This window comes from Spirosoma jeollabukense (assembly GCF_054777855.1).
In genome coordinates this window covers 1-26,953 of sequence record NZ_BAAHAD010000013.1, presented here as the reverse complement: position 1 = coordinate 26,953, position 26,953 = coordinate 1, and the positions used below count along the sequence as shown (strand labels likewise).

Sequence of the window (26,953 nt, the reverse complement as noted above, 5' to 3'; positions counted from 1 at the left end):
TCTGATTAAAACGCTTGTTGGCTTTCTGCATTTTGAGACTGATCTTCTTCCCAAATTACATCGTCGACAAATTCCCCGCCTTGACTGGCATCTTCCTGATGGTTGGGCACTACAGGTTCTAACGAGTCTTTTTTCGCTTCATTAGCTGGCTTTCCAGCCATTCTGAGTTTAAATAAATTCAAAAAAATGCTCATTGTATTGGTTACGTTTAGTTATGAAAAAAATGTATTGTCTGCCTTATGCCGAATCCTGACCTGGCCAATCTAAATCTGAACTGTTACCTTCGATTCGGTTTTTCGGTAGGATAGTCTATTAAGTTGCAACCGTCGTGCCAATTAATTAAGCTATTGATTTTCAACAGTATACTTTAAAATCTCCCTTTCCGATTTCACTTTATTTCGTCAATAAACGTTGTCTGTGACGAAATAAAGTACTGATAAAGAAGCTGGACGGTGTTTAATTCCCCTGACGTACTTCCACATTGCCACCTAATTCCAGAATCGGACAGTCTTTTGCCAGATTAACAGCCGTTTCATAGTCAGGAGCTTTTAAAATCAATAGACTACCAATAGCTTCCCCTGTTTCACTAAAAGGGCCATCGAATTCGGTGTTATCTGGCCCAATCACCATTCCGCGGGGGTCTAAATGCTGTACTGACCGGACTAACAGGTTCTGGATAGCCAGTTTGTCGAGCCATTCGTGCCAGTGTGTACGGTAATCCTCCATCATTTCCTGAGAAGGTTGGACTGCTTTAGTTGTAAAATCTCTTCGAAAAAGCAACAAGAACTCGTTCATCTTCCTTTATTTGTTACCGGCTAACTATGCATACGTCAACTGATCGCCCGAATTTCCACTGTACCACCTAATTCCAGTATGGGTGCGTTTTGAGCAATTTCTTTGGCTTCCCTATAATCGTACGCTTTGATAAAAATTAACCCGCCCATCGGGCTAACTCCTTCGAGATATGGCCCTTTCACTACGACCTTATTCGGGTGTATCACAAACCCCTGCGTATCCCAGCGTTGAATTGGCCTGGCCAGTTTGTCCTGAGCAGCCAGACTTAGGAACCAATCCTGCCAATGCTTAGTATGCTGTAGCAGTTCTTTCTCAGTAGGTTGTATTGCTTCTGTCGAATAATCCCGCCGGAATACCAATACGAACTCGATCATTTCATTCACTTTATCTATCTAATTATAGTGTAAAGCCGTGGTTCATTGACTTACACAAGCATCTGGCAATACCAGGGTGGACAACCAACGGGTCTGTCCTATATGTACTGAGCTGTTCAGAAATTTATCGGCTTGATAGGGTGTTTACAATTGACGTGCCATAGCGCTAACCGCGTGTCTACCAGTAAACTACAGCCTAATTTGTAAATTTTTTCAGGCGATATTTAGCTGATTGGCGAAGTGATTCACGAAATATAGTCAGCTTATACAGCGAAGAAACATCATCAGGAAAACCCGTAGGCTGTATGAATTACAACTTAGTGCACTTATTTTGAGAAGTAGTCAGACTTATTTATCCCCAATTTTTTAATTTTGGAATGCAGCGTGGTCGATGGGATCGCTAAAAAATCAGCGGCTCCGCCCTGGCCTGATATTTTCCCACTAAATCGCTTGAGTGTGTCAATAATATACGACCGTTCTACTTCATCAAGGGTTCGGTTTGCTAACTCGACAGTTTCTATTCGGTCACTTTGGTAGGTAGGTAGATGGATTTCCCGAAGTATAGTGTCATGGGTCAGCAGCACACTTCGTTCGATCAGGTGTTCCAGCTCTCTGACGTTTCCCGGCCACGAATACGCCTTTAGCTCCTGAATTACTTTCGGCGAAATCGCACTTACCTTTCGTCCGGCGTTCTTGCTGTAACGCGCGACGAAGAAATTGGCTAAAGGTGCTATATCCTCGGGCCTATTCCGTAAGGGCGGAAGATGGATAGGGAACACATTAAGCCGGTAATATAAATCAGAACGGAAGCGGCCCGCTTTAACTTCCTCTTCCAGGTTCCGGTTGGTGGCCGCAATGATGCGTACATCCACTTTGACGGGTGTTCGTCCCCCAACCCGTTCCAGTTCTTTTTCCTGAAGTACACGCAACAGTTTTACCTGTGATTCCAGCGGCATCTCGCCGATTTCATCCAGGAACAAGGTGCTGTTATGGGCCAATTCAAACTTGCCAATTCGTTTATCAACAGCGCCGGTGAAGGCACCTCGTTCATGACCGAACAATTCACTCTCGATTAGATTGGCCGGTAGAGCAGCACAATTAACCTTGATCATCACTTTATTTTTCCGGGGCGATGCATTGTGGATAGCCCGGGCAATTAGTTCCTTGCCGGTGCCGGTTTCACCAAGCAGCAGCACCGTTGAATTGGACTCAGCCACCAGTGACATCAGATGGTACACTTTCTGCATTTCGGCTCCACTGCCGATGATGTCAGAAAAGTTATAGAGTGTCTTTATTTGTTCTTTTAGCTGGTCATTTTCAACTTCCAGCAATTGTTTGTACGTCAGTACTTTTTCATTCGCCCTAATATTGGAGATGGCTATGGATATCTGTGCACAGATTCCTCGAAGTAGCGTTAGATTAATTTCGTCGGTTAATAACCATAGAGTTCCCTGATCAACATTTCCAACACGAAGAGCGGCCCCATAGGCATTCTTAAAGCCTACTTTTTTCCAAAATTGAATGTAATCGGACTTATTTCCTTTTTTCTCTTCGGCTGCAATGTTAAAAATAACTGGCTCTTTACTGGTAAGCACCCGAGCGGATAAGGGTTCAGTAACAGTAATCGTTTTAGACGCAAGCTCATCAAAGCTCTCTATTACACCAGAGAACATTTCCTTGTCATACATATAAGGACTCAGTGTTATTCCATCATCGTCAATGATGCGTATCATGGCAAGCCGTATATTCAACACTTGCTGTAATACACTCGAAATGGCCACTTCTAAATCCGCTTTGGTGCGGACAGCCGCTATGTTCTGACTAAAATCCAGTAGGAATGATTTTTCACTTTCCTTGTTCAGAATTTCCTCGTTAACTGAAATATTGCTGGCCGCTGTAGATAACTGACTGGATATGCGCTCTATTATTTGTATAGCATAGTGGTCAAACGTGCCGGGTTCATCCGAAAATAATAGTAACGTATGTTTAGGCGTCTCATCACCAGGAAGGGCTTTGATCATCATCTCCCGCGCCCCGGCGGCATAATTGAGCTTGAACCATAATGGAGCCGTATTAGTGTTGACCGTTTTCATATCAAACAATACCGGCTTTTCTGACCGCGCTGCTACGTCATAAATGCCGTCGTTAACGGAATACGGTATGGAAATCGCTTCTGTATACAGTGAAAAGTTTTTTGATTTGGACTCAGGATCGGTCAAAAAGGCGTTATAGGTTTGGCCTGTTTCATCGAGTATGGTCATTACACTATTTGTGAAAGGAATCAGTTTTCTTAGTCCCGAATTAATTACGTTCAACAAATCCCTTCGGTTACGGACGGTAACCATATCATTACTTAACGCCAGCAATACCTCGTTGACCCATTCTTTGTTTTTAAGTTCCTCATTCTTAATAATGTTGGAAACAGCGCTGGAAATCTGCGGAGCTATGCCTTTTATAATACTCCTGAACTCAGGCGTAAAACTGTTTAACCGATCCGAGTAAATATGCAGGAACCCAATAATCTGCATCTTACTTTTCAGCGGAGCCATCATTATTTCCCGAACGCCACTTTCAAAGTTTGCCCGCAGGTAGGATGGATAGTTCGGGGCATTCATGATTTTTTCCAAGGTAAAGCACGTAAGCTCACCCGAACTCATAACTTGTTGAATGAACGGCTCGTTTAGAGAGAAATGCTTCTTGGTAATCGAATCATACTCTTTGTGGTTTTTAATGGCCGACGAATAGGGGTCAAGCAGAAAACCGTTATAGGTTTCCTTTTGCCAATCAACCAGGGAAATAATGGCGTGAGTAAAATAAAAGAGGCCTTTAATCCTTGATGTAAATAGGGTAATGAGGTCGTTTTTTTCTCGAACCTTTGTGATGTCATTTCCTAAGTCCAGCAATATATCCCGATCCCGCTCCAGCAAGTTAATTTGCGTTTGCAATAATTCGATCGCATCGCCATCCTGCCTGGTTTGAGCTGAATTTCCATCAAAAGGATCAAGTGTTTTTGACTTTTTCATTCCAAAGAGGGCATAACCTGTTTTACCTTACTTATAAAAGTCTTAGCCTTAACTCACCTACTAAATGCATCGATTTATTATTGGTAGAGGTATATCGCTTCTGGTTGCTGGAGATCATCGACCCACTGGTTTATATAGGCAATGAGGGCTTCCAGATCCGGACTGACTCCGACTTCACCATACGAGCCGAAAACGATAAGCCCAAGCGCCAGGCACTGGGCCATATCAAGTTGGTGCAGTAAGCCAATGCTATAGCCTTCAATGAAATGCTGCCGGGCATCGGGTGCCATTTCAATGAGGGGGGCTACTTTCCTGCGGGCCAGGATAAACTGCTCCTGTCGAGTAAACAGCATGGCATTCGTTGGGGAATAAATCAGCAACCGGGCAATGTTCATCGCCCTGAAAATGGACATATACTTCCGTTTCAGATCGAGAAAGTGTTGATTTAGCACCGGCATTTGTGGTTGCACACCATTGAGCACCATCCACAGGTTGATAGCCTCATGTTCATCCAGGGCAAAGGTTATCTGGCCATAGCGGGAAAAATCACTAATGATATCCAGGGCCTCATCAACCTGAAACGAAAGCTTTGTCAGCGGATCGCCCAGATAAAAAATAAACTCAATGTTCTTATTGTCAATCGGCTGGATAACATCAGTCAATAAGCCAATCCAAAGGTCAGAGGCACTCACTACCCTTGACCAATCATCAAAAGCAACGCTCTGGCATTGCCGGAATAGTGCCTGCAGTTCAGCAACGATCGTATCATTTCGCAGGTAATGCCAGCGGTGTTGTTCACTGGCTACATTGGTTAAGTCAAGTCTAAAGTTTGTCAGTTGAGTTAAGTCCTGCTGGGAACGTAAGGTCAAGCTGCGGATGCCCATCAGCTGCAGAATCCAGGGCAAAATGGCCTTCTGAATCCCCAATGCATTCATGGTCTGATTAGCTGTTGACGTATCTGGTTGACTATCCGTTTGAGGACGACTGAGATAGAGGGTAGACAAATCCGTAACCGCTTGTAGTTTCGACTTCAGATTTGTTAGGATAGCTACTGGGTTAATAATTTCCTGATTAAGCGCTTCCATGGTTTTTTCGTTTAGTGTTTTAAGGGTATTTGACCGCACTCTAAGCATCTTCATAGAGCGATATCATGTTGGGGCTGCAGTTCTGCGGGTAAATCATCTTCCTCCAGCATCTGCCGAAGTTCAATCTCGAGCTGCCGGCCTATTTGCGAAATCGGTACATCATTGGCACTGCCTTCAAATGGATTTTCTGTGCTTTCACCGACCTGTTCCAGGGAGGTGTACATCCAGGAAATAAGCATGCTGAACGGAATAACCAGCCACACCATGTAGCCTCTCAGCGGGCCATTGATCATGTGATTGAGCTGATCAAAATCCCGGAGTATGCCGAATGGCAGCAGAACACAAAACAGCCAAACGAAAAACGTGTTGATAATGGCGTACTGTCGGGGATAGGGCGAATCTTTCAATTGCTCACTTTTCCCCTGCTGAAGGAGAAGATCTTTAATGACCCGCTCCATTTCCACAAATTGCAGTACGACAATTTTGTCCTGTACATACAGTGCTTTAACCGCCCTGCTTTGGAAGACCAGGAGTTGAGTTGCCTTGTTTTTAACCGACAGAATGGATGTCAGTTCAGGATCGGGCAAATACCTGGCTAACTCGCTGTCCAAAGCGGCTTCTCGTTCTGGAATGGAATAAAATTGCTGATATTCAGCGTTGTGCTTTTTATTGACGCTTTCCCACACCCGATCTTCTCTCAAGTAGTACCGTAAGGCAGTCAGCCAGGCCAGTTGGCGGTAAATTAATTCCTTGCTTTTTTGTGCTTCGGTAAAAAAATCCAAACTAATAACAGCCCAATACCGGCTTAGACTCAGTATATCCGTCCAGATTTTCTGCCCTTCAGCGGCCCTGTTATAGGTCTGGGTATTTTTAAACCCAACGGTGAATGCGGTGGCCGTTCCCAGCAGAGCCACTACGGGCCAGGGTACGGTCAACCATCTTAACCCAAAGACTTCATAGAAGATTACCGGTAGAAGCCCAAGCAGGAAAAGACTATACGTTTTTCGTCTGGTCCAGATCAAAAATTCGGATAGTTTATATGATTTACCTATATGCATCGTGTTGTGTTAGTTTAGTGACCTTAAATACGATGTATGCTCAGACGCAGCCGCTACTTCATGGCAAACCACCCTTGAGACCCCATAGTTTGACAAGTATATCTAGCAAAATGACGAGTGAATCCGTTCGGCAATCACGCTGCTGCTGATGTAACGGGTTTCATCGTTTTCTCGAAGCAAGCTCCCAGACCGCAGCCCCAAAGGCGGCAGGGTTTTCCTGAGGTAAATTATGGCCTGCCTGCGGAATGACACGATGTTGACGCCAACCGGTAAACTTACCGGCCGTTACCTTGCCATCTGTTGCCGGAATAACACCGTCGGCATCGCCGTCTAATGTGATTGTTGGAACAATTATTACGGGTTGTCGGGCGAGTTGCTTCTCGATAGCTTCGTAGGGTGGAAATCCTGCGGCAAAACCCAGTCGATGGCGATAAGAATGGATGACCACATCGACATAATCCGGGTTGTCGAAGGCTGGGGCACTTTGGGCAAAATCAGCGTCCCTGAAACGCCAGTTGGGCGAGTTACGTGTCCACATGAGCCGCGCAACATCGCGCCGGTTGGCGATCAATCCCGCCCGCCCACGCTCAGTCAAGAAATAATACTGGTACCAAAATCCAGCTTCAACGGCTGCGGGGAGCGGTAGTGTTGCTTTGGCAATATCCTGAATTAGGTAGCTGTTAACGGATACCAACCCTAGGCATCGCTCTGGCCAAAGGGCAGCCACCACGCAGGCGGCCCGGCCACCCCAGTCATAGCCTGCCAGCACGGCACGGGGTATCTTGAGCGCATCCATTAAGGCAATGACATCGGCTCCGATAGCAGCCTGTTGTCCTGATCGCGGTGTAGTTGGGCTTAGAAAACAAGTTGAACCATGGCCACGTAAGTAGGGTACAATGACGCGGCAACCACGCGCAGCCAGCCAGGGCGCTACTTCCCCATAGCTATGGATATCGTAGGGCCAGCCGTGCAACAAAATCACCGGTATTCCGTCTTGAGGCCCTACTTCAGCGTAGCTAATCCGTAGGACGCCGGCATCAATTTGCTTCAGCGCACCAAACGAACGGTTTGGTTTCTGCCAAAAGGCTGGGGTAACTAGCTGGCTTAACTGGTGATCGTGCGTAGCCCCGAATATAATGAGGCTATACTGTCCGGCTAAAAGGATGAATACGAGAACGTCTAACCAGCGACTCCGATCAAAGTTGAGGTATTTCGACATGTCCGTTGATATACAGTAACGTTGGCCTTCTCAAACAGCTTTCCTCAACAAGTCCACCATTCGGCTAGATGATGCACAGGCTACCTGTTGACGTAAGGTAGCCTGTTACCTTCTGAGCAAAAAACCGGTTATTTAGAGACTAGTTCCTGAGTACTTATGTTACTGGCAGCCTCCATAATGAATGAGGCTACTTTCTTTGGCTGGGACACCATCGGCACGTGACTGGCATTGATTTCGAGCGTTTTAGCTTTTATTTTCTTTGCCAACATCCGTTCCAGATCCGGGTTTATCATTCGATCCTGGCTGGCAACCACATACCAGGAAGGCTTTATCCGCCAGGCGGCATTAGACACCTTTTCGTCCGTGGTGAAACCTGCCCACTGACCTTGTGTAGCCAGAATAAGTTTACGCTCGGCAATGGGCAAGTCCTGAGCAAAATCCTCATAAATACCTTTAGGCGTTAAGGAGAGATAACCAAAAGCATCTGCCCTTACTTCCTGATTACCCGGTGCTGGCGAAGCGGTTTTCGCTATATCATTTAGCGATTCTCCATTATCGGGCGCAAAAGCCGCTATATAAACTAGCCCGGCTACCTTTGAGTCAGTCCCGGCCTCCGAAATGACAACGCCCCCCCAGGAATGGCCGACTAACAGCACAGGACCATCCTGCAAGGCAATCGCTCGTTTGGCAGCTGCCACATCTTCTTTTAAAGATGTTAAGGGATTTTGAATAGCCGTGACCTTATACCCTTTCGCTTCTAAAAGGGGGATAATTTTAGTCCAACTTGATCCATCGGCAAAGGCACCGTGTACCAGGACAATATTTTTTACTGCTTTTGATTGGGCTTCCACTTGATTTAACGAGAAAAGAGTGAATAATGAACCAATGAAAATTGCGCTTAACAAACTTTTTGGCTTATACATGATTGTAGCTGGTTATTGTTTATCAGAAAAATGAACAGACGAATTTTTGACCTTAGCTGAGGTATTTTTTCAGTTCAGCAGCCGCCTGTACGACTAGTGAACGAACCGCCGGCAGGGTCGCTAACCCATTGAGTAATCCGAAATCGTGAATCATGCCATTGTAGCGCACCGTCGTTACGGCTACACCAGCTTGGTCTAGCTTACGGCCATACGCTTCACCCTCATCCCGCAGGATATCATTTTCGGCCGTTTGGATTAGGGCGGGTGGCAGGCCTTTCAGTTGCGCTAAGGATGCCTGCAGGGGTGAAGCATAGATCGTTTTGCGTTGCTCAGGATCAGGTATATATAAGTCATACATCCACTTCATCAGCGACGTGCTCAGAAAACGGTCTTCCCCAAACTGATGATAGGAATCCGTCTCAAAATCGGCATCGACAATGGGCCACATCAGAATCTGTAATTTAATGACAGGCCCTCCTTTTTCTTTAGCCAGTAAGCTGGTCACCGTGCTCATGTTGCCTCCCACACTATTGCCTACAATGGCCAGATTGTTTCCATCAACATTGATTTCACGGCCATGTTCGGCCACCCATTTGGTCGCTGCGTAAATCTCGTGGATGGCTTGCGGATAGGGTGCATCGGAGGTACGGGTATAGTCTACAAATATGGCGGCAAACCCAGATTCTACCACCAGATCCCGAACCAAACGCTGGTGGGTTGGGAAATCGCCTAATACCCAGCCGCCACCGTGGATAAACATAAACACGGGTAAGATTTCACGTACACCTTGTGGACGAATAAGGTGAAGGTCAACCGTATAGCCTTCGCTCGTGATGGTTTTTTGACTAACCTCAACACCCGACAGGTCGACCTCCACAGATGCCTGTGCCTGGACAAGTCCCAATTGCGCTTCCTGGGGTGAAAGTGTTTCCAACGGTGGGTTTCCCGCCGTATTCAATACCTTTAAAAAGCTTCTAACTTCTTTTGAGAGGTGAGGATCAGTCGCATAATCCTTCACGGGTGGATTTTCAAGGTCCGTTGTCATTGTTTTTATTATTTAATACGTTGTTCGCGTTATGATTATCGGCAATAGGAGAACTTGCTTATAGCTCCCGTAGAAAGTTTCTGTCCATACTATCGTCGCGTTGTTGATCGGTTTTCGCGGAGACACCGCGCCGACGTAGGTTGTCTCGTGCACGAACGGGTGGAAAGTGCATACCCCTTACAACAGCCTCGAAGACCTGACACCCGTCATCTTCGTTCTATAGATAGAAACTAACTAAACGGGTTTGAGAAAAGAACGTATGCGTCTATACGTTCACCTTTTGACTAGCAATCCAGGCCTCGAAATTGATCGAGCCAATACGCGGGTGATCACCGGGAACAAGCATTTGATCAGTTAGTTCGGCGCCAAAGTAGCGGGCATGTACATCAGGCGTTACTGTTCGTGAGTCGTTGGTTTCGCGCAGATAACGCTGTACCAGTTCTGAGAGACGCACCCGTTCAGGGCCAGCGATTTCGATTGTTGCATTTAGCGGTGGGCCGATTGTAACATCCAGCATGGCGTCTGCCACATCTTCGGCGGCAATCGGTTGCACATATGCTGGGGATAGATGAACCGTTTGCCCAACCGTACCCGATTGAGCAATACCGCTTAGGAACTCAAAAAACTGCGTTGAATGAACAATACTATACGGAATTCCGGATTTTTTGATCAGGGTTTCCTGCGCCAGTTTAGCCCGAAAGTACCCGATTTCTTTTGTCCGGTCCGTACCGACCCCAACAATCGATAAAGCTATATGATGTTTTACACCGGCTCTTATTTCGGCACCAAGCAGATTACGTCCTGAGGTTTCAAAGAATTCCAGCACAGCTTTGTCCTCAAACGAAGGGGAGTTTGCCAGATCCACAACGACCTGCGTATCTACGAGCACTTCTGTTAGTCCTTCACCAGTAATAGTATTGACCCCTGATGCGGGGGATGCGGCTATTACCTCATGCCCCAGTCGGCGAAGTCTGTCTACAAGTTTCGATCCAATGAGGCCGGTACCTCCTATGACTACGATTTTCATAATTTAACACGTTTAAAAATGGTTAGCAATCTTGTTGTTACACTGCCAGTTAAAATCAATTCCTACCATCAACTCAGATTTGTTAATCAGATTGTAGATGAGCCTGTACTGTGGTTGATTTTAATGTCAGACGTAACAATAGAAAGACAATCGACATGCCAAACAGATATATTGCTAATTATCAGACAGTTATAGTAATTTTTAAATTTAGATTTCCACTATATTTCGCCAATTGCCTGACCTTGGTACGAAATACAGTCAAGTTTGGGGAGAGGGGTCGCCTTTTAAGAATTACGGAGAATTGTTTTCAATTGGCAATTCTAAGGAATGCGTTCTGTAGAATTGACATGATAACATCAGCACACTTTTCAGTGAGTTAAATCCACGTCTACCTTTAACAGACGACGCTTTTCTGCGAACAGATTATCTCATTATACCTTTCTACGCTTAAGATGCCCTATTAACTATTCGTATACAGACGGCCTACTCCGGGCTACTGGCCGTGGTGGCCGTCCCCGGCAGGGCCTCCATGAGGTCAGTTTGATTGTGCCCAATGGTCTCATTAAAACTGTTAGGTTCGCTGCTGAGACAAAACTCAGATTCATGGATGGCCTTTGTCGCTAAAAATCAAGACATTTCAATAGGTAGTGGGGCGAGCTAATCATTAAACCAGGTTATAGGCCTATCGATGCGATACAGACCCCGCTACCTGTTGAATGCAGAACAGGGAACTTATAGGAATTGAGGCATAAGGCCTACTATCACAGTTTCGTTCGCCAGTCTGCTTAGTGTTAGTCTGTAACCTAAATCGGCTAAACCATGATCACTTACAATTACTTTATCGGCGCTGATATTGGCAAGAAAACGAATGCAGTTTGTGTCATTGATGCACAGGAGAATCGTCAACTCGAACTCTCTATACCCAACACCAAAGCGGGGATGGAAACCTTGCTCAAACAACTCAATAAGCTACCCGACTTCAGACTGGAAACAACGCTCTTTTGTATGGAACACACGGGGATCTATTGCCAGCCAACGATCAACTTCTTTTATCCTATCGGCGCTAATTTATGGCTGCAATCAGCGGTCCATATTAAACGCTCGCTAGGCTTAACGCGGGGAAAAACCGATAAGGCTGATGCGCGACAGATTGCTAAATATTGTATCCGCCATCAGCGTGATCAGAGCCTCTTTAGACTGAATGACAAAGTATTAGCTACGGTTCGCCAGCTTGCCCAGCAACGGGAACGGTTGATGGAGATGGCTAAGGCCTTCACGGATTTAAGTCAGGACTACCAGGCAATGGGCCTTTTAGCGGAACTGAAGCTTCATCAGCAAACCAGTGAGCTAGCCTTGGTTGGCTTACAAAAGCAGCTCAAGCTAGTAGAGGCTCAGATTGAGCGGCACATCAAGACTTCTCCTGAGTTAAAATCGAACATGGATTTACTGATGAGCATACCGGGCGTGGGTCGACAAACGGCCTTGTTTATGCTCATCTTCACCAGCAATTTTACCCGCTTTACGGATGCTAAAAAGTTGGCTAGCTATGCCGGTGTGGCGCCTTTCGCTTATGAGTCCGGCACGTCGGTAAGGGGTCGAACTAAGGTCAGTCGGATGGCGAATACGAAACTGAAACATTTATTGCATATGGCCTCCTTAGCTGCCGTAAAAGTAAAGGGGGAATTGAGAGATTATTTTGAGCGGAAAGTAGCGGCTGGTAAGCGAAAGATGAGTGTTTACAATGCCATTCGCAACAAATTAGTCCATCGAATGGTGGCGGTTATGGAGCGAAGAACGGCCTATACGTTTGAATATGCGAAATAGAATAATTTTTAGTTGACGACGCTTGTTTTGTTCATAGGAATCGCTCCCACTTGAGACGCCTGATTGTACACCTAAAAGGGGGTCACCAACCATTAGTTAATTTCAGCCAGAACTAGTTACTCAACTGGGCTGATTCCGTGTCGCTCCCCTATAAGACAACTAGAGTTCTCACGTCCGCAAATGGGGCGTTTGACGAGATAGATGTCATTACTATTTCCTTACTTCCTTTCGGTGCTTAACGCCCCATTCAAATAAAGACTTCAGGACATCTTCTAACGTCTTACTATATTCCGTTAATTCGTATACCACTACCACTGGGGGCCCCGTTGAAACCGTTCGTTTTATGAACCCGTTCATTTCCAGCTCCTTCAGTTCAGAGGCTAATACTTTGGAGGAAAGGCCATCAATGACCCGCAACAGTTCATTGAATCGGTTCGTACCTTCCAGCATAGCCACAATGATCTGCATTTTCCATTTGCCTCCAATAGCATACATGGCATCGCCGACGGCCTGGAGCCGAAACCGGCAAGGATGGTTATTCGTCGCTTCCTGAGTTTTGTTCATCGATTAGTCAGTTATATCCAGCTACCTAAAGGTAACTAGTTACCTTTAGGTAGCTGGATACTTTTAGAAAGCTAATGTGTGCAATTTTGTGTCAGCAAACAAGCGATCAGCAGAAGAAGACAGGATGAGTGTTCAGGCAACTGTATGCATTGAACAGGCTAGAACGCTTTAGCGTAGACATGATCATCCACTAAGCCAAATAAATCCTTATGGAACGCAGTAAATTTATGAAGGCCCTAGCTGCCTTTACAGCAGCCAGTCCCTTGAGCCAGTTAAAAGCATATACCGATATGCTGCCCGTTCAGAACCAAAAGATGCCGGTTCTGTTTACCTCACACGGCAGCCCGATGCAAATTCCAAAAAATGATCAGGAGTACCCCTTCTGGGGCAATCTCAGTCGGTTAGGGTTAGAGTTGCAGGGCCAGTATGAAATAAAAGCGGCTCTTGTCGTGTCGGCTCACTGGTGCACCCAGGGGACCTTTGTCAATATTGCGCCCGAGCAGGCGCAAATCTACGACTACCATGGCTTTCCAGCGGAGTATTACCTGCCCAAATATGCGCCAAAAGGTGCTCCGGCTGTTGGGCAGGAGATTGCCAGGCTGGTTCCCGCCGTAGAACAGACTACCGAGTGGGGCCTGGATCACGGGGCCTGGCCGATGCTGATGCACTTGTTTCCCCAAGCTGATATTCCTGTTTTTCAGCTTAGTCTCAATTACAAGGCATCTCCCGGCTACCATTATGAGTTAGCTCGGCAGCTAAAATCCTTGCGCGAAAAAGGCGTTCTGATCATCGGTAGTGGCTCCCTGATTCATAACCTATCGCTGGTGAGGCAAAAATTAGCGCGGGGTGACAGGACACCCTACGGCTGGGAGGTCGACTATGATGGCTGGCTCAAAGAGCAGCTCGATACGCGCGCCGTGACTAATATCATCAACTATCAATCCAGCCATTCGTTAGGTAAACTAGCCTCGCCTACGCCGGACCATTTTGTGCCAGTTCTGTACAGCCTTGGTCTGATGGAGCCAACGGATGAGCTGCGTTATTTTTACGAAGCCCCATCCAGTATGCCTGCCCTCAGCGAAAGAAGCTTTATTCTTCAGAGTTAACCGGTAAACCAATTAACCAACAGCCTATCCATGAAAGCGGTCATCATTAACCAGTATGGAAGCAGTGACGTCATTCATTTCATCGCTGATGCGCCTAAGCCATTGGCTCAAGCTAACCAGCTACTTGTTGCCGTGCATAGTGCTAGTCTAAATCCCATCGATTCGCTACTGCGGGCGGGCTATCTTCACCAAATAGTACCGCTTACCTTCCCGGCGGTATTAGCCGGGGACTTTGCTGGCGTGGTGATTGAGACGGCAGATAATGTTACGTCGCTAAAGGTGGGGGATGAGGTATATGGACAGGCCGGCACGCTGATGGGTGGCTCAGGTTCCTTGGCTGAATTTGTGGCTGTAGCTAGTAATAAGGTAGCCCTAAAACCAACTTCACTGACCATGGAGGAAGCAGCTTCTCTACCCCTGACCGGAGCTAGTGCCGTGCAAGCCATCGAAGAACATATTCACTTGCAGCCGGGCCAGAAGATTCTTATTCATGGCGGCTTGGGTGGGATTGGCTCGCTGGCAATTCAGTTGGCCAAGTACCATGGAGCTTTTGTGGCTACGACGGTCGACAGCGGGTCGTTGGAAGCCGCTCGACACCTGGGTGCCGATCAGGTAATCGACTACCGAACGCAAGATTTTACGGCCCTGCTTCAGGAGTACGACGCTGTACTGGTCAATGCCGCTGATGCGCTGGCGGGATCCTATCAGATTCTTCGAAAGGGGGGCATGTTGGTTACCCTGGTCGGTCAAATTGACCAAGACTTAGCTCAGAAGCGTGGGATCACCGCTATCCGACAGATGAGCCAGGTAAACGCCGAGCAGTTGACACGCTTGGCCACCTTAGTGGACACTGGTGCCATTAAACCGTTGCTGGCCAAACACTTTGATGTTGAAGAGGCTAGAGCGGCATTCACTTATTTCGAGCAGGCAAGCCCCCAAGGGAAGGTTACGATAAGCATCCGGTAGCTGACGAACCACTGCAATTGACTGCTGGTAAGATTGGTCTCTTCAACGCGGACAAGCTTGTGATCATAACTGTGACTTTCAGGCGTCTAATGAACCAGTTCTTAGCGCGTCGGCTTCTCAGAACGATGTAGTCAAGAACTTGGCTCCGTCTCAACAAATGCTTCCTTTAGGTTATCAGGCGTTAGAGAACCATTTGTCAACCATTTGGGGTTCTAGCGTACTATGGAAATTGGCATTGATAGCTTCGCATCAGCGATGTATGGTACAAATTCTTTAACCAGTGCAGACGCGATGGAGCAATTGCTGGAAAGAATTGCTTTTGCCGATGAAGTCGGTTTTAACGTATTTGGGATTGGGGAACACCACAAGAAAGAATTTCTGGATTCGGCAACAGCCGTGATTTTGGCTACAGCCGCAGCACGTACCAAGCGAATACGGCTTACCAGTGCTGTAACCGTACTAAGTGCGGCAGATCCCGTGCGAGTTTATCAAAGTTTTGCTACACTTGATCTTATCTCCAAAGGTCGGTCGGGCGGAACTGGTGGTTGGCCGTGGTTCATCAGTAGAAGCGTTTCCCTTGTTTGGGTTTAGCCTTTCGGATTATGATGAACTCTTTAAGGAGAAGCTTGAGCTGTTACTCAAAATTCGCGACGAAGAGTTTATTAATTGGTCGGGCAAATTCCGGCCACGACTGGTAAATCAACCCATCTACCCCAGAGCCTTGCAGACGAAGTTACCTGTATGGTTGGGAGTAGGGGGAACCCCAGACTCCTTTATTCGGGCGGGCACTTTAGGCTTGCCGCTGATGGTGGCGGTCATTGGTGGAGAAACCCATCGCTTTCGTCCTTTAATCGATTTATACCGTAAAGCAGGTACAGCTGCCGGGTTTTCGCCTGATCAGTTAAGGGTAGGGTTGCATTCGCCCGGCTACGTGGGTGCTACGGATGAGCAGGCCATCTCCGACTATTATCCGGGTTATGCGGAGTTATGGACCAAGTTAGGCCGGGAACGAGGCTGGCCACCAGTGACAAGGCGTCAATTTGATGAGTTAGTCTCGCCCACTGGCGTATTGGTAGTTGGCGGTCCTGAGCGGGTCATTGACAAGCTGATTCGGCATAGCGAAGCCTTTGGTGGCGTTGATCGATTTACCTTTTAGATGGACAATGCCGGACTAAGTCATACCCAGCTGATGAAGTCCATTGACTTGATTGGCACGAAGGTTATACCCCTGTTGGGGGCTCACTAATTAGTGAGAAGTTCATTACGTTGGGATAGGCAAACAATTAGAAATTTCTCAACAAACCCTCCTGCTTGAGACAAAGAGAGGTCCATGTATCTGTTTCTTACACAGGAAGTAGGGTGAAACAGTGTCGATTAGAACTCAAAAACTATAGTTAACGATTAACAAGGTAACGATCTGGGTCAATAGATCAGCTTAAGCAGACAGCCTCACCCAACCGATAGAGGGCTTGTTTTTAACACTCCTGGCTGCTCCCTAGATTCGTATACGGTTTAGCGCATTCCTCCCGAAACAGCTAATTTTTCACCCGTGATCCAGCCCGCGTTATCCGATGCCAGGAAAGCAACGGCTGGGGCTATTTCAGTTGGTTTGCCGAATCTACCCATGGGTATAGCGGCAATCATGCCCTTTTCGATGGCACTGCCTGCCAGTCCCAGCGCCTTTGACCCTTCGGTTTCTGTTGGACCCGGTGCCACCGTATTGACCCGGATGTGGCGGTTTACCAGTTCTCTTGACAAAGAAACGGTTAAGGCGTTCAGGGCCGCCTTCGATGAGGTGTAAATACTGGTGTATGGCCCTGGATTCTGTCCCCCTACTGAACTGATATTAACAATGCTACCTCCTGTTTGGGGGAAATACTTCAAAGATTCCTGGATCGTCAGTATTGGTCCTAACACATTGACCCGGTACTGTTCCAGGAAATCATCCTCCGTAACCGCTTCAATGGGGCCGAATCGAGCGATGCCCGCGTTATTCACCAGCACATCCAGTTTGCCAAACCGCTCCTGCACCTGTTTGAACAAATTAATAATATCGGTATGCCGGGCCAAATCGGCCTGTAGGGCAATTGCCTGTCCGCCTGTCTCCTGGATGGCCTTAACCACGCCTTCTGCATCGCTTGCCGCCGAATGATAGGTAACAATGACAATCGCGCCACAGGCGGCAAGTTCCTTGGCTATGGCAGCGCCAATACCCTTTGAGCTGCCGGTAACGAGGGCAACCTTCTGCGTCAAATCTATTTTCATGAGCTCTCTTTTTTGACAAAGCTAGATGAACGAACTTTACCCTGGATATGGGTTTCCCTTTAGAAAGTAGTTTCCCTTTAGAAAGTAGTTTCCTTCGAGAAACTACGTTGCGCCTAGACGGATGAACAAGAAAGTATTTATTGATCAAAAGCCGCTGCACTGTCCCAGTCAGCTCAAGGCTATCCATGATACGATGGATATTTTAAGCGGCAAATGGAAAATCACGATCATTGGGTGCTTGAGCTTTGGTGACAAACGGTTTATGGACTTAATGCGGGAAGTAAACGGGATTGGCTCCAAAATGCTGTCCAAGGAGTTACAAGAGCTGGAGATCAACGGATTAATCTGTCGCACGGTGCAGCCTACCAAACCGGTCACGGTGGAATACGCGCTTACCAGTTATGGTCAGACCTTGAGGCCTATCCTGTGGGCAATGGCTGATTGGGGGCAACATCACCGGATAAAAGTAAAAGCAACATTAAAGGGGGAAGTTGGCAATGGCTAGCGCCTAGCTTGAACCCATCTAATTTTTAGGTTGGCTCCATAAATCAACTTGTTAAACAGACTGTCGAAAGGATGTGTCAGTTTGGTGGGCTATTGGCTTGAATAGGCATGAATTTATTGGGGTGATTAGATAGAAGCCAATTAACAACAAGCCTATGGCACGAGTACTGCCCTACAAGCCAGTCTTATTGACCCTGATTATATATCACCAATTTTATAGTCTCAAAATACCCTCCTGCTTGAGAAGGACCAAATCAGTTGGTCCGTAAATAGGGCGTTTAAGAAGCCATTAAAACTCTGTCCGTTTCTGTACTTGAGTCTGTCCATTTTTGGACAAACTAGCGCTGGCCAAACAATCACCATGCCCCAATTCAGCTAAATAAGTCACTTTTTGAAAATTGGTCAGGTATTTGTACGGCAAAAGCTATACTAATTATTAAAGCACCGGGAATCCGGCATTTTTCGCCATGAAACGAGTCTTTCTAGGGGAGTTGGAAGAGGTCATCTTACTGACGGTGGCCGCGCTGCAAGAAGGAGCCTATTGTGCTGCGATCACCCAAACCATTGACCAGCAAATGGGACGAAGCATTAGCTTTCCCACGGTCCATACCGCTCTCCAGCGACTCGAAGAGAAAGGCTTCGTCGCTTCGCAGATGGGCGGAGCCACCGCCGAGCGGGGAGGCCGCCAAAAACGCCTGTTTACCGTTACGATGGCTGGTCAGCGGGCCCTGATCGAGTGTCGGCAGGTGCGGACCCAACTCTGGGAGCAGATTCCAACCCCAATTTTACAGCTATGGGGCGTTTAACCAGCCGTAAGAAAGAAGGTCATACGAAACCGCCAGGCTGGGCTACTTGGTTATTGAGCCGATTTAGTCCACCTGGATTAGAGGATGAGCTACAAGGTGATTTGCTCGAAATGTACGCCTACTGGGTGAAAACCCTAGGTGTACCCGCCGCTCGTTGGCGGTATGGGTTAACGGTCCTGCGGTTAATTCATCCTATCACCCGCTTACTAAAAAAACCGTCACATCCCTATGATCAACCCTCAACCTGGCAACCGGCTATGATCCACAACTATCTCAAAATCGCCTGGCGCTATCTGCTCAGCCACAAAGTAGTTACCGCCATCAACGTATCAGGCTTAGGCTTAGGCGTAGCGGCCTGTCTACTAATTACGCTCTACATTGTCCAGGAAACCAGCTATGACCAGCAGGTACCCAACGCGGAAAATATCTATCGGGTATACCGCTCGATTACGCTGGACGGCCAACGCAAAACAGACACCGACTTTTCGGCCAATTTTGCTGCCACCATCCAGAAAAACTTTCCGGAAATAGAAAAAGCAGGCCGTTTACTGGATAGCCCATTGTTTTACGGGGCGGGCAGTAATGAAATCCGTATGGAGGGCCAACCCACACAGTACCATGAAGAGGGATTTGCCTACGCCGACCAGGCTATTTTGGATATTCTCCGTCTACCGCTGGTTCGGGGGGAAGTGAGCACTGCCCTGGTCGAACCACACACCGTGGTCATATCGGAACGGAAGGCAGCAAAATACTTCAAAGACAAGAACCCAATTGGTAGTGCCATCTACCTAAATGGCAATGACAGCGTTCCCTACCGAATTAGTGGCGTGATGAAAAACAGGCCCACCATCTCGCACCTGAGCTATGATTTTCTGCTCACGTTGGCTGGAGTGGAGTTTGGCGAAGGCGAGCAAACCCGTTGGCTGCAAAGTAATTATACCAATTATGTACAAATCAAACCCGGCACAACGATCAGGGCATTAGAAGAGAAGATGACCCGGGATATTGTCACCAATTACCTCCTACCCGCTTTACGACAGGTGGACTTTGCTAACCCGGAAGCTTTTTTGAAATCGGCCGCCCTTCATCTGCAACCGCTGAGGGACATTCATTTATACTCGGGCGATATTGACGATGGTCACACCCATGGCGACATTCGGATCATCTGGCTTTTTGGGGCCGCAGCCCTGTTTATCCTGCTGATTGGTTGTGTCAATTTTGTCAACCTGTCAACGGCTCAGTCAGCCAATCGAGCGAAAGAAGTGGGCCTGCGTAAGGTAGTCGGTTCGGGACGGGGCTGGTTAATTGGGCAGTTTCTGGCCGAATCGACGCTAATTACTATGGTCGCCTTTGGGGTAGGCATTACGCTTACCACGCTGTTGCTGCCCTTCTTCAATACGTTATCAGGCAAGGCATTAGCTTTTCCCTGGCAAACCACCTGGTTTGTGCCGGTCCTTGTCGGCTCCACGCTTTTGGTGGGTTTTCTGGCCGGGATTTATCCCGCCTTTTATCTATCGGGTTTCAATCCGGTTGCGGTGCTGAAAGGTAAACTTCGCCAGGGGACTCGTTCCACCGGGCTGCGAAGCAGCTTAGTGGTGTTCCAGTTTGCCGTTTCGATGCTGCTGCTTGTCGGAACGCTGGTTATCAGTAGGCAGATGAACTATATTCTGACTCAGAAAGTGGGCTTCGACCGAAGCCAGGTGATTCAGCTGTACGGTACGAATCTGCTCCATGAGCGGGTGAAACCCTTCAAGTCTGAACTCAAACGCCTACCCGGCGTCGTCGATGCCAGTATCAGCGATTACCTGCCCATTGAGGGGACCAAGCGCAACGGTAACACTTTTTTTAACCAAGGTAAGGAAAAAATAGACCCAGGCATTTCCGGGCAGGCCTGGGCTGTGGATGCGGATTATTTAGCCACGCTGGGTATGAGATTGGTGGCCGGGCGCAATTTTTCCGAGAAACGGCCTGCCGATAGCCGAACCACCATCATCAATCAGACGATGGCTCAAAAATTGGGTCTGCCTAATCCCGTTGGCAAAAAATTGTCGCGCTTAGGGAACGACCCCTACGAAATTATCGGGGTAGTGCAAGATTTTCACTCCCAAACCTTGCAAAACAAAATTGAGCCACTGGCTCTATTTTTCGATACCAGTCCCAGCATGATTTCTGTGAAGGTCAATACGCAGGATATGCCGCAGCTCTTGACGGCCATGGAAGCCAAATGGAAGGAGTTTGTGCCCCATCTAGCCTTCCGGTACACGTTCATGGATCAGTCGTATGCCCGCATGTATGATAATATTCAGCGCGTAAGCCGCATCTTTACAAGCTTTGCTTGCTTAGCCATTTTCATTGCCTGTCTGGGCTTATTCGGCTTAGCTGCCTTCACGACCGAGCAGCGCACGAAAGAAATCGGCGTCCGCAAAGTGTTAGGTGCATCGGTGGCCAGCATCGTGGCGCTGCTGTCGAGCGATTTTTTGAAACTGGTGGTAGTCGCTATCGTTCTTGCTTCCCCCCTGGCTTGGTGGATTATGTCGAGGTGGCTTCAAGATTTTGCTTACAAAATTGATCTAGACTGGTGGCTATTCGCCTTAGCCGGTGGGTTAGCCGTTGGCATAGCTTTAGTAACGGTCAGCTACCAGAGTGTAAAAGCCGCTTTGGCCAATCCAGTAAAATCGTTGCGAAGTGAATAACCTCAAAAATCAGCTGTTCTTACTAAAACGCTCCCCGGTGAGACGAGTAATCATTCTTGAATAAGCATTCTTCAGAGACGACGAGGTATCATGATCTGCGTCTTAAATGGGGCAGTTAAATAGACTATGAACTAGCAAGAATTAGCCTTGAAAATCGTCCAATTAAGTCATCTCTATGTCAGTATCAGCCAGTAACACTATAAGCTTAAATAACCCGTTTCCTTAACGAGGTTAAACGTCTTACGAGTTATAACGGTGTATGATGAGAACTAGCCATTTTCTGCTTGGCTTCTGCTACCTAACAGCAACAATAGGGTTTGCCCAATCCCCTTTCTCTCCCTTATCATCTACTGCTTTAGAGCGGAAAACAGATTCCATATTCGCCCATACTAACTCATCAAATACGCCTGGTGGCGTGATCGCGGTGCTATATAAAGGAGACGTTCTGCTCAAAAAAGGATATGGCATGGCCGATATAGCTAACAAAATACCCCTCACAACGGCTAGTCTATTTAACATTGCCTCCACCGCCAAACAATTCACGGCCACTTGTATTGCCCTTCTCGAAGAGCAGGGTAAACTATCCTTTGAGGATGACATCCGTACCTATTTTCCGCAATTTCAGATCAAGAAAACCATTACAATCCGACACCTGATCAGCCACACCAGCGGATTGCGAGAGGCTTATGTTTTAGCGGCTCTATCCGGGAAAGTCAATCTGAAAGGGCAAGTACGAAAGCAGTATAAGAACACAGCGCATTTAGTCCAGTTAATGGCTAAGCAACAAGAGCTTAATTTCGAGCCTGGCCATGAGTTCGCCTATACCAACATCAACTATATTTTACTGGGTGAAATCGTTCGCAAAGTCAGTGGGTTTAGTTTAGCCGAATTTGCCGATCAATCCATTTTTAAGCCCTTGGGCATGAGCCACACGTATTTCAATGATCCGCAGGCCATCGCCAGAGCGGGTCGGGCAACTCCCTACCAGTTGATCGACGAAAAGAGACGAACCTATAAGTCGTTATCCATTCGCCATGATCAAGGGGTAGTTGGCGACAACAACCTGATTACGTCGGTGGATGACCTGATTCTATGGGATCAGAACTTCGCTACCAATCGGCTGGGTCTGGGCAGGCAAGCATTCGTGAAGACCCTACAGACCCGCTATGTATTGAGTAGCGGAGATACCATTCATTATGCCTTCGGTCTGAATGTGACACCCTATAAAACCACCCGCTCTATTGGTCATGGGGGTGATGACTACCGCTACACCTCCCTGATGATGCGTTTTCCGGCGTATTATCTCGATCTGATTTACTTGTCCAACCAGTCGGATTATCAAGATACCCAACAGAAAGTTTTTGCCCTAGCCGATGTATTATTAAACGTCTCGACTCCCTTACCGACACTCGCTCCTGAGCCCCTTCAAGCCAGCCTGCCGTTTGATTCGCTGTACGTCGTCAAATGAAAGTGGACAAAAGGGGTGAAAATGGGAAGAGACAATTCAGTAAATTGTTTCACCCAAATCACCTTAGTAATGTCCAAATCGGTTAAATCATCCCAGTCTAAGCGTTCTGCTACCAACCTCTCAACTGCTGCTGAACGTAAACCAGCTCTTTCCATCATTAAAGACATTCAGCGGCAAACCCGACGTCAGTATACTGCCGAAGAAAAGATCCGGATTGTCCTAGAAGGTTTGCAGGGTGAACAGTCAGTGGCCGAAATCTGTCGGCGGGAAGGACTCAATACCAACATTTATTATCGCTGGAGTAAGGAATTTTTAGAAGCCGGTAAAAAGCGGCTGGCGGGCGATACCACTCGCGAAGCTACTGCCCCTGAAGTGCAATCGATTAAATCCGAAAACGAAGCGCTCAAACAACTGGTAGCTGAGTTGAGTCTGGAGAATCGGCTGTTAAAAAAAAGTCTCAAAGCCGACGATTAATCCCTACCATCGCATGACTCAGTCCGAAAAGATGGAGATTATTACGTTGGTGGAGCAGTCACCCTTGAGCGTCAAAGCCACTCTCCGGGAGTTAGGCGTCCATCGCTCGACCTTTTATCAATGGTACAAACGGTATTTGCAGAGTGGCTATGATGGCTTGGCCGATCTCGCTTATCGACGTACTAGTGCTTGGAACCAACTACCACCAGCTGAAAAAGGGCGTGTGGTGGAGTTAGCTTTGGATCGCCCCGATCTATCATGCCGTGAATTGGCTTGCCATATCGTTGATAATGAGCATTGGTTTGTGTCGGAATCAACCGTTTACCGTATTCTGAAAAGTCGGGGACTAATCACTACCCCCGCTTATCGGCTGATGGAAGCGGCTGATCAATTCTATAATCCTACGACAGCTCCTAACCAACTTTGGCAAACTGATTTTACCTATTTCAAGATCAAGGGCTGGGGTTGGTATTATCTCTCGACGGTGCTGGATGACTATTCTCGGTACATTCTGGCTTGGGAGTTATGTCCCGGTATGCAGGCCACTGATGTTGAACGAACTGTGCAAGCGGCTCTGAAAGCCAGTAGTCTAAAAAGTGGGCAGCGGCCTCGTATGCTGTCAGACAATGGGTCGGCCTATGTGTCTCGGTATCTAAAGGAGTATTTAAAAGGGGAAAGCATTGAGCATATTCGAAGTGCTCCTTTTCACCCTATGACGCAGGGAAAGATCGAGCGCTATCATCGGTCAATGAAAAATGTGCTGCTTCTAGAACACTATTATAGTCCAGATGAACTGAGCCAACGAGTCGCTGAGTGGGTGGAATACTATAATCATCAGCGGTATCACGAATCGTTGGATAATGTACGGCCTGCCGATGCCTATTGGGGTCGTCAGGATCAAATCTTGGCCGAACGCCAAAAAACTAAGCAGTTAACCATGGCTCAACGACGAAAAAATCATATTTTTCAGCGCCTACGAAGTGTTTAAAAGTATCTCTTCTCTTTTCACCCGCATCTGTCCACTTTTGGCTGACGACATACATCAATACCACGGCGATTGTATACAGAAGATTGCCCATATGCTTGGAGATTAGTAGTGAAAGTAAGTGAATTGTCTACTAGAACTGGGCTCCTACAAATTGGTTATTAATTCTTATTGAATGGTGAAAAGGGTGAATGGATAACACCTACTAGTTCGGTCCCCTCAGGAGACTGCTCTTTACCGCTCGCTCAAATTACGTGAACATAGCGTGCTCTGCTAGGGTTTGTTTGTAACCGACTAGAGGTTACTAGTTGGTTTACCCAACAAAACCAAATCATTCCAATGACGACTCAACCAAGTAATACCAGCTTTAGTGGCTCATCATCAACCGATTCATCCATGCTGATGACGGCTATTTTTACGGATCGTGACGCGGCCGAAACCGCTTACGACGCCTTGTTAGCGCATGGCTTTTCGAAAGATGATGTGAATATCGTCATGACGGATGAAACCCGTAAACAGCATTTTGATGCTCGTGATTCGGATGATTCGGCCTTAACGGATAAAGCCCTAGAAGGAGCTGGTAAAGGGTCTGCTATTGGCGGTACGGTGGGAGCGGTAGCGGCCGCTATTGCCGCTATCGGGACGACGTTGGCCCTGCCTGGCCTAGGTTTACTGATTGCGGGTCCACTGGCCGCTGGTTTAGCCGGTGCGGGAGCCGGGGGGTTAGCCGGTGGCTTAATCGGGGCTTTAGTCAATTCAGGGATTCCGGAAGAAACGGCCAAAGCGTATGAATCGGGGCTGAAAAGTGGGGGTATTGTTGTGGGGGTTCACCCTCGGGATGAAGCCGACAAAACGTATCTGACTCAGCAGGGCTTTCATTAATCGTATAAGTCAATAGATTATTTTTCTCTTTAATGACAAAGCAGCCCCGACCGAGGCTGCTTTGTCATTAAAGAGAAATTCCGTAGAGAGCCTGCTTTAGACCTTGCCAATCAGCTTATTAACTCAGTATCCTTCTCGCTTCTTTACCTTAACAGGTAGGCGAGTCATCTAGCCTACTCAGCGGAATAGGCCTCTGGTAGTCTAACTGGACTGCTCAGGCATGATCAATACATGCCTGAGCAGTTGAGGAAAGCGAAGGTCCGCGCCCCGACAAAGAGCGGCTGGAAATGAAACATTTATACGGACAAATGCTTACGAATCAAGCTTTGAGAGAATAATATAGCCTAGGTTCTCCGTGCTTAAAAGCCGCTCACGTTCAATCGGCCTCCGGTTAAGCATTTACCCGCCAGGGAGGGGGTAGCCACCGCACTACTTAAAATCGCGCCCTTTATAGTGGCCGCTGAGGCCCCACTATGGGTAGCGGCATACAAAGCAGCTCCACCCGTAACGTGGGGCGTGGCCATTGAGGTACCGCTATAGGACCCGTAGGCAGAAATGACTTTTCCTTTACTACTAGCGGGTAAGGTAGAATAAATGGCGGAACCGGGTGCGCCTATGTCAACCTGGGTCGCGGCATAATTTGAAAAGCTGGACAAGGCTCCCGTATTGGTGATGGAAGCGACGGCAATAATATTGGCATTAGGGTAACCGGATGGATAGCTCAGGCTGGTTTCGGTATTTAACCCATCATTGCCGGCAGCGGCAATAAACAGAATTTCGGCCGTTGCCGCCCGGGCAATGGCGTCCTGCAGTCCCTGGGAAAAACCGCCCCCTCCCCACGAGTTATTGGTAGCCGGAATGTTGAGTTTATGCCGGGTTTTCAGGTCAGTTATATAATCAACGGCCTTGATGGCGTTGGCCGTCGTACCGCCCTTTTGTCCCAGGAACTTGGCAGAAATTAATTTCACCGACCAATTCACGCCTGCTACCCCTTTTCCATTTCCCCCTACTGCCCCGATTGTCCCCGCCACATGGGTACCGTGATCGTCGCCTGTTCCATCAAATACGGAATTATCACCGTTGGCAAAGTCCCAGCCATAGACATCATCGACGTAGCCGTTCTGATCATCGTCTACACCATTACCCGCCGTTTCTCCCGGATTGATGCCCGCGTTAGCGGCTAAATCTTCATGCGTGTACATGTAGCCTTCATCAATGATGCCAACATAAACCGTGTTTGAACCCGTATGGCCACTTGCCCAGGCTTCACCGGCCTGACTGCCAAAGGCATTGGCAGGAGTCGTAGCATCCCCATACATACCCCAAAGAGACCCATTGGTGTAATAGGGGTCATTCGAGGTGGCCGTATGCTGATAAATAAAATTAGGCTCGGCATACTCAATGTCGGGTAATCCCCGTAATTGCGCCACCGCTTCTAATACGGCTAACGGGGTATGTATGACATGGATCGCTTCCCCATCACCTAGCCGTTCCATCGTCTTGGTGAGAATCCGTTCGGCAACGGCTCCCTTGATTCGGCTTAAGGCGTTTAGTCGCTTTTCGGCTCCAACGCTGTTTTTAAATTTGACCAGTAGTTCCCCGGCCACAAAATCCTCTCCGGCAACCAGTCGGGCGTTGGCATTGGTTGGGGCCGTTGAAGGAAGTTGATCTAAATCCGTTACGGGCTGACAACCTATGGCCAATAAGATCGTGGCAACTACTACGGCCGCCATGCGGCTTGTGTTTAGGTTAAATCTGTTGGTCATACTACTTTATAGTACGTTTGAACTGGATTGAAAAATACTCAAAAAAACAGTTATTCAACTGTGAATTGAGCCACCAGTGGGGTAAGTCCGATGCTTTATTA

General features: G+C 47.6%; 24 protein-coding genes. 11 read left to right on the top strand and 13 right to left on the bottom strand.

Annotation, left to right across the window (positions count from 1 at the left end):
• Positions 1-5: 5 nt before the first annotated feature.
• The 10 genes from ACYVEA_RS29600 to ACYVEA_RS29555 all read right to left on the bottom strand — a co-directional run bounded on the left by ACYVEA_RS29600 (position 6) and on the right by ACYVEA_RS29555 (position 10,549).
• Positions 6-194 (bottom strand): hypothetical protein, encoded by a 189-nt coding sequence (locus ACYVEA_RS29600; protein ID WP_461116983.1) that lies wholly within the window; start codon positions 192-194, stop codon positions 6-8.
• A gap of 262 nt (positions 195-456) precedes the next feature.
• Positions 457-729 (bottom strand): YciI family protein, encoded by a 273-nt coding sequence (locus ACYVEA_RS29595; protein WP_461116982.1) that lies wholly within the window; start codon positions 727-729, stop codon positions 457-459.
• Positions 730-830: 101 nt separating this feature from the next.
• A complete protein-coding gene (locus ACYVEA_RS29590; protein ID WP_461116981.1) occupies positions 831-1,169 on the bottom strand; it encodes a YciI family protein in 339 nt (112 codons plus the stop codon).
• A 326-nt stretch (positions 1,170-1,495) separates the two neighbouring features.
• Positions 1,496-4,192 (bottom strand): sigma 54-interacting transcriptional regulator, encoded by a 2,697-nt coding sequence (locus tag ACYVEA_RS29585; RefSeq protein ID WP_461116980.1) that lies wholly within the window; start codon positions 4,190-4,192, stop codon positions 1,496-1,498.
• A 77-nt stretch (positions 4,193-4,269) separates the two neighbouring features.
• On the bottom strand, positions 4,270-5,277 hold the full coding sequence (locus ACYVEA_RS29580; RefSeq protein WP_461116979.1) for a hypothetical protein: 1,008 nt from the start codon (positions 5,275-5,277) through the stop codon (positions 4,270-4,272).
• A 50-nt stretch (positions 5,278-5,327) separates the two neighbouring features.
• Complete coding sequence (locus tag ACYVEA_RS29575) at positions 5,328-6,335, bottom strand: bestrophin family protein (protein ID WP_461116978.1); 1,008 nt, start codon at positions 6,333-6,335, stop codon at positions 5,328-5,330.
• A gap of 160 nt (positions 6,336-6,495) precedes the next feature.
• On the bottom strand, positions 6,496-7,554 hold the full coding sequence (locus ACYVEA_RS29570; protein WP_461116977.1) for an alpha/beta fold hydrolase: 1,059 nt from the start codon (positions 7,552-7,554) through the stop codon (positions 6,496-6,498).
• A 128-nt stretch (positions 7,555-7,682) separates the two neighbouring features.
• On the bottom strand, positions 7,683-8,477 hold the full coding sequence (locus tag ACYVEA_RS29565) for an alpha/beta fold hydrolase (RefSeq protein ID WP_461116976.1): 795 nt from the start codon (positions 8,475-8,477) through the stop codon (positions 7,683-7,685).
• Between the two features lie 52 nt (positions 8,478-8,529).
• Positions 8,530-9,522, bottom strand: coding sequence for an alpha/beta hydrolase (locus ACYVEA_RS29560; protein WP_461116975.1), 993 nt, complete (start codon positions 9,520-9,522; stop codon positions 8,530-8,532).
• Positions 9,523-9,787: 265 nt separating this feature from the next.
• Positions 9,788-10,549, bottom strand: coding sequence for an SDR family oxidoreductase (locus ACYVEA_RS29555; protein ID WP_461116974.1), 762 nt, complete (start codon positions 10,547-10,549; stop codon positions 9,788-9,790).
• 819 nt (positions 10,550-11,368) lie between these two features.
• Here ACYVEA_RS29555 and ACYVEA_RS29550 point away from each other — a divergent pair.
• Positions 11,369-12,373: an IS110 family RNA-guided transposase gene (locus tag ACYVEA_RS29550; protein ID WP_461116973.1), complete on the top strand. Its 1,005-nt coding sequence runs from the start codon at positions 11,369-11,371 to the stop codon at positions 12,371-12,373.
• A gap of 210 nt (positions 12,374-12,583) precedes the next feature.
• Here ACYVEA_RS29550 and ACYVEA_RS29545 read toward each other — a convergent pair whose 3' ends face one another.
• Positions 12,584-12,937 carry a winged helix-turn-helix transcriptional regulator gene (locus ACYVEA_RS29545; protein WP_461116972.1) on the bottom strand — a complete coding sequence of 118 codons (354 nt, stop codon included), beginning with the start codon at positions 12,935-12,937 and terminating at the stop codon, positions 12,584-12,586.
• A 209-nt stretch (positions 12,938-13,146) separates the two neighbouring features.
• Between ACYVEA_RS29545 and ACYVEA_RS29540 the strand changes: the two genes are divergently transcribed.
• The 4 genes from ACYVEA_RS29540 to ACYVEA_RS29525 all read left to right on the top strand — a co-directional run bounded on the left by ACYVEA_RS29540 (position 13,147) and on the right by ACYVEA_RS29525 (position 16,165).
• Complete coding sequence (locus ACYVEA_RS29540) at positions 13,147-14,043, top strand: dioxygenase family protein (RefSeq protein WP_461116971.1); 897 nt, start codon at positions 13,147-13,149, stop codon at positions 14,041-14,043.
• A 30-nt stretch (positions 14,044-14,073) separates the two neighbouring features.
• Complete coding sequence (locus ACYVEA_RS29535) at positions 14,074-15,009, top strand: NADP-dependent oxidoreductase (protein ID WP_461116970.1); 936 nt, start codon at positions 14,074-14,076, stop codon at positions 15,007-15,009.
• A gap of 222 nt (positions 15,010-15,231) precedes the next feature.
• On the top strand, positions 15,232-15,600 hold the full coding sequence (locus ACYVEA_RS29530) for an LLM class flavin-dependent oxidoreductase (protein WP_461116969.1): 369 nt from the start codon (positions 15,232-15,234) through the stop codon (positions 15,598-15,600).
• Positions 15,515-16,165, top strand: a complete 651-nt coding sequence (locus ACYVEA_RS29525) for an LLM class flavin-dependent oxidoreductase (RefSeq protein ID WP_461116968.1) — start codon at positions 15,515-15,517, stop codon at positions 16,163-16,165. The genes ACYVEA_RS29530 and ACYVEA_RS29525 overlap by 86 nt, the downstream gene beginning before the upstream one ends.
• Positions 16,166-16,521: 356 nt before the next feature.
• Here ACYVEA_RS29525 and ACYVEA_RS29520 read toward each other — a convergent pair whose 3' ends face one another.
• Positions 16,522-17,274 (bottom strand): SDR family NAD(P)-dependent oxidoreductase, encoded by a 753-nt coding sequence (locus tag ACYVEA_RS29520; protein ID WP_461116967.1) that lies wholly within the window; start codon positions 17,272-17,274, stop codon positions 16,522-16,524.
• Positions 17,275-17,395: 121 nt separating this feature from the next.
• Here ACYVEA_RS29520 and ACYVEA_RS29515 point away from each other — a divergent pair, with 121 nt between their 5' ends.
• The 6 genes from ACYVEA_RS29515 (at position 17,396) to ACYVEA_RS29490 (ending at position 25,086) form a co-directional block, all read left to right on the top strand.
• Positions 17,396-17,779: a winged helix-turn-helix transcriptional regulator gene (locus tag ACYVEA_RS29515; protein ID WP_461116966.1), complete on the top strand. Its 384-nt coding sequence runs from the start codon at positions 17,396-17,398 to the stop codon at positions 17,777-17,779.
• Positions 17,780-18,245: 466 nt separating this feature from the next.
• The gene (locus ACYVEA_RS29510) at positions 18,246-18,584 is read left to right on the top strand and encodes a PadR family transcriptional regulator (protein WP_461116965.1); all 339 of its coding nucleotides are present in this window, start codon (positions 18,246-18,248) and stop codon (positions 18,582-18,584) included.
• Positions 18,572-21,277, top strand: a complete 2,706-nt coding sequence (locus ACYVEA_RS29505) for an ABC transporter permease (protein WP_461116964.1) — start codon at positions 18,572-18,574, stop codon at positions 21,275-21,277. The genes ACYVEA_RS29510 and ACYVEA_RS29505 overlap by 13 nt, the downstream gene beginning before the upstream one ends.
• Before the next feature lie 259 nt (positions 21,278-21,536).
• Positions 21,537-22,745 carry a serine hydrolase domain-containing protein gene (locus ACYVEA_RS29500; RefSeq protein WP_461116963.1) on the top strand — a complete coding sequence of 403 codons (1,209 nt, stop codon included), beginning with the start codon at positions 21,537-21,539 and terminating at the stop codon, positions 22,743-22,745.
• A gap of 69 nt (positions 22,746-22,814) precedes the next feature.
• Positions 22,815-24,207 (top strand): IS3 family transposase gene (locus tag ACYVEA_RS29495; protein WP_461116962.1). Its coding sequence is split into 2 segments (ribosomal slippage): positions 22,815-23,203 and positions 23,202-24,207, totalling 1,395 coding nucleotides; the frame shifts between segments, so codons are not numbered across the junction.
• 336 nt (positions 24,208-24,543) lie between these two features.
• A complete protein-coding gene (locus ACYVEA_RS29490; RefSeq protein ID WP_461116961.1) occupies positions 24,544-25,086 on the top strand; it encodes a hypothetical protein in 543 nt (180 codons plus the stop codon).
• 359 nt (positions 25,087-25,445) lie between these two features.
• On the opposite strand, the gene ACYVEA_RS29485 is transcribed toward ACYVEA_RS29490, so the two are convergent.
• A complete protein-coding gene (locus ACYVEA_RS29485; RefSeq protein WP_461116960.1) occupies positions 25,446-26,819 on the bottom strand; it encodes a S8 family peptidase in 1,374 nt (457 codons plus the stop codon).
• Positions 26,820-26,953 lie beyond the last annotated feature (134 nt).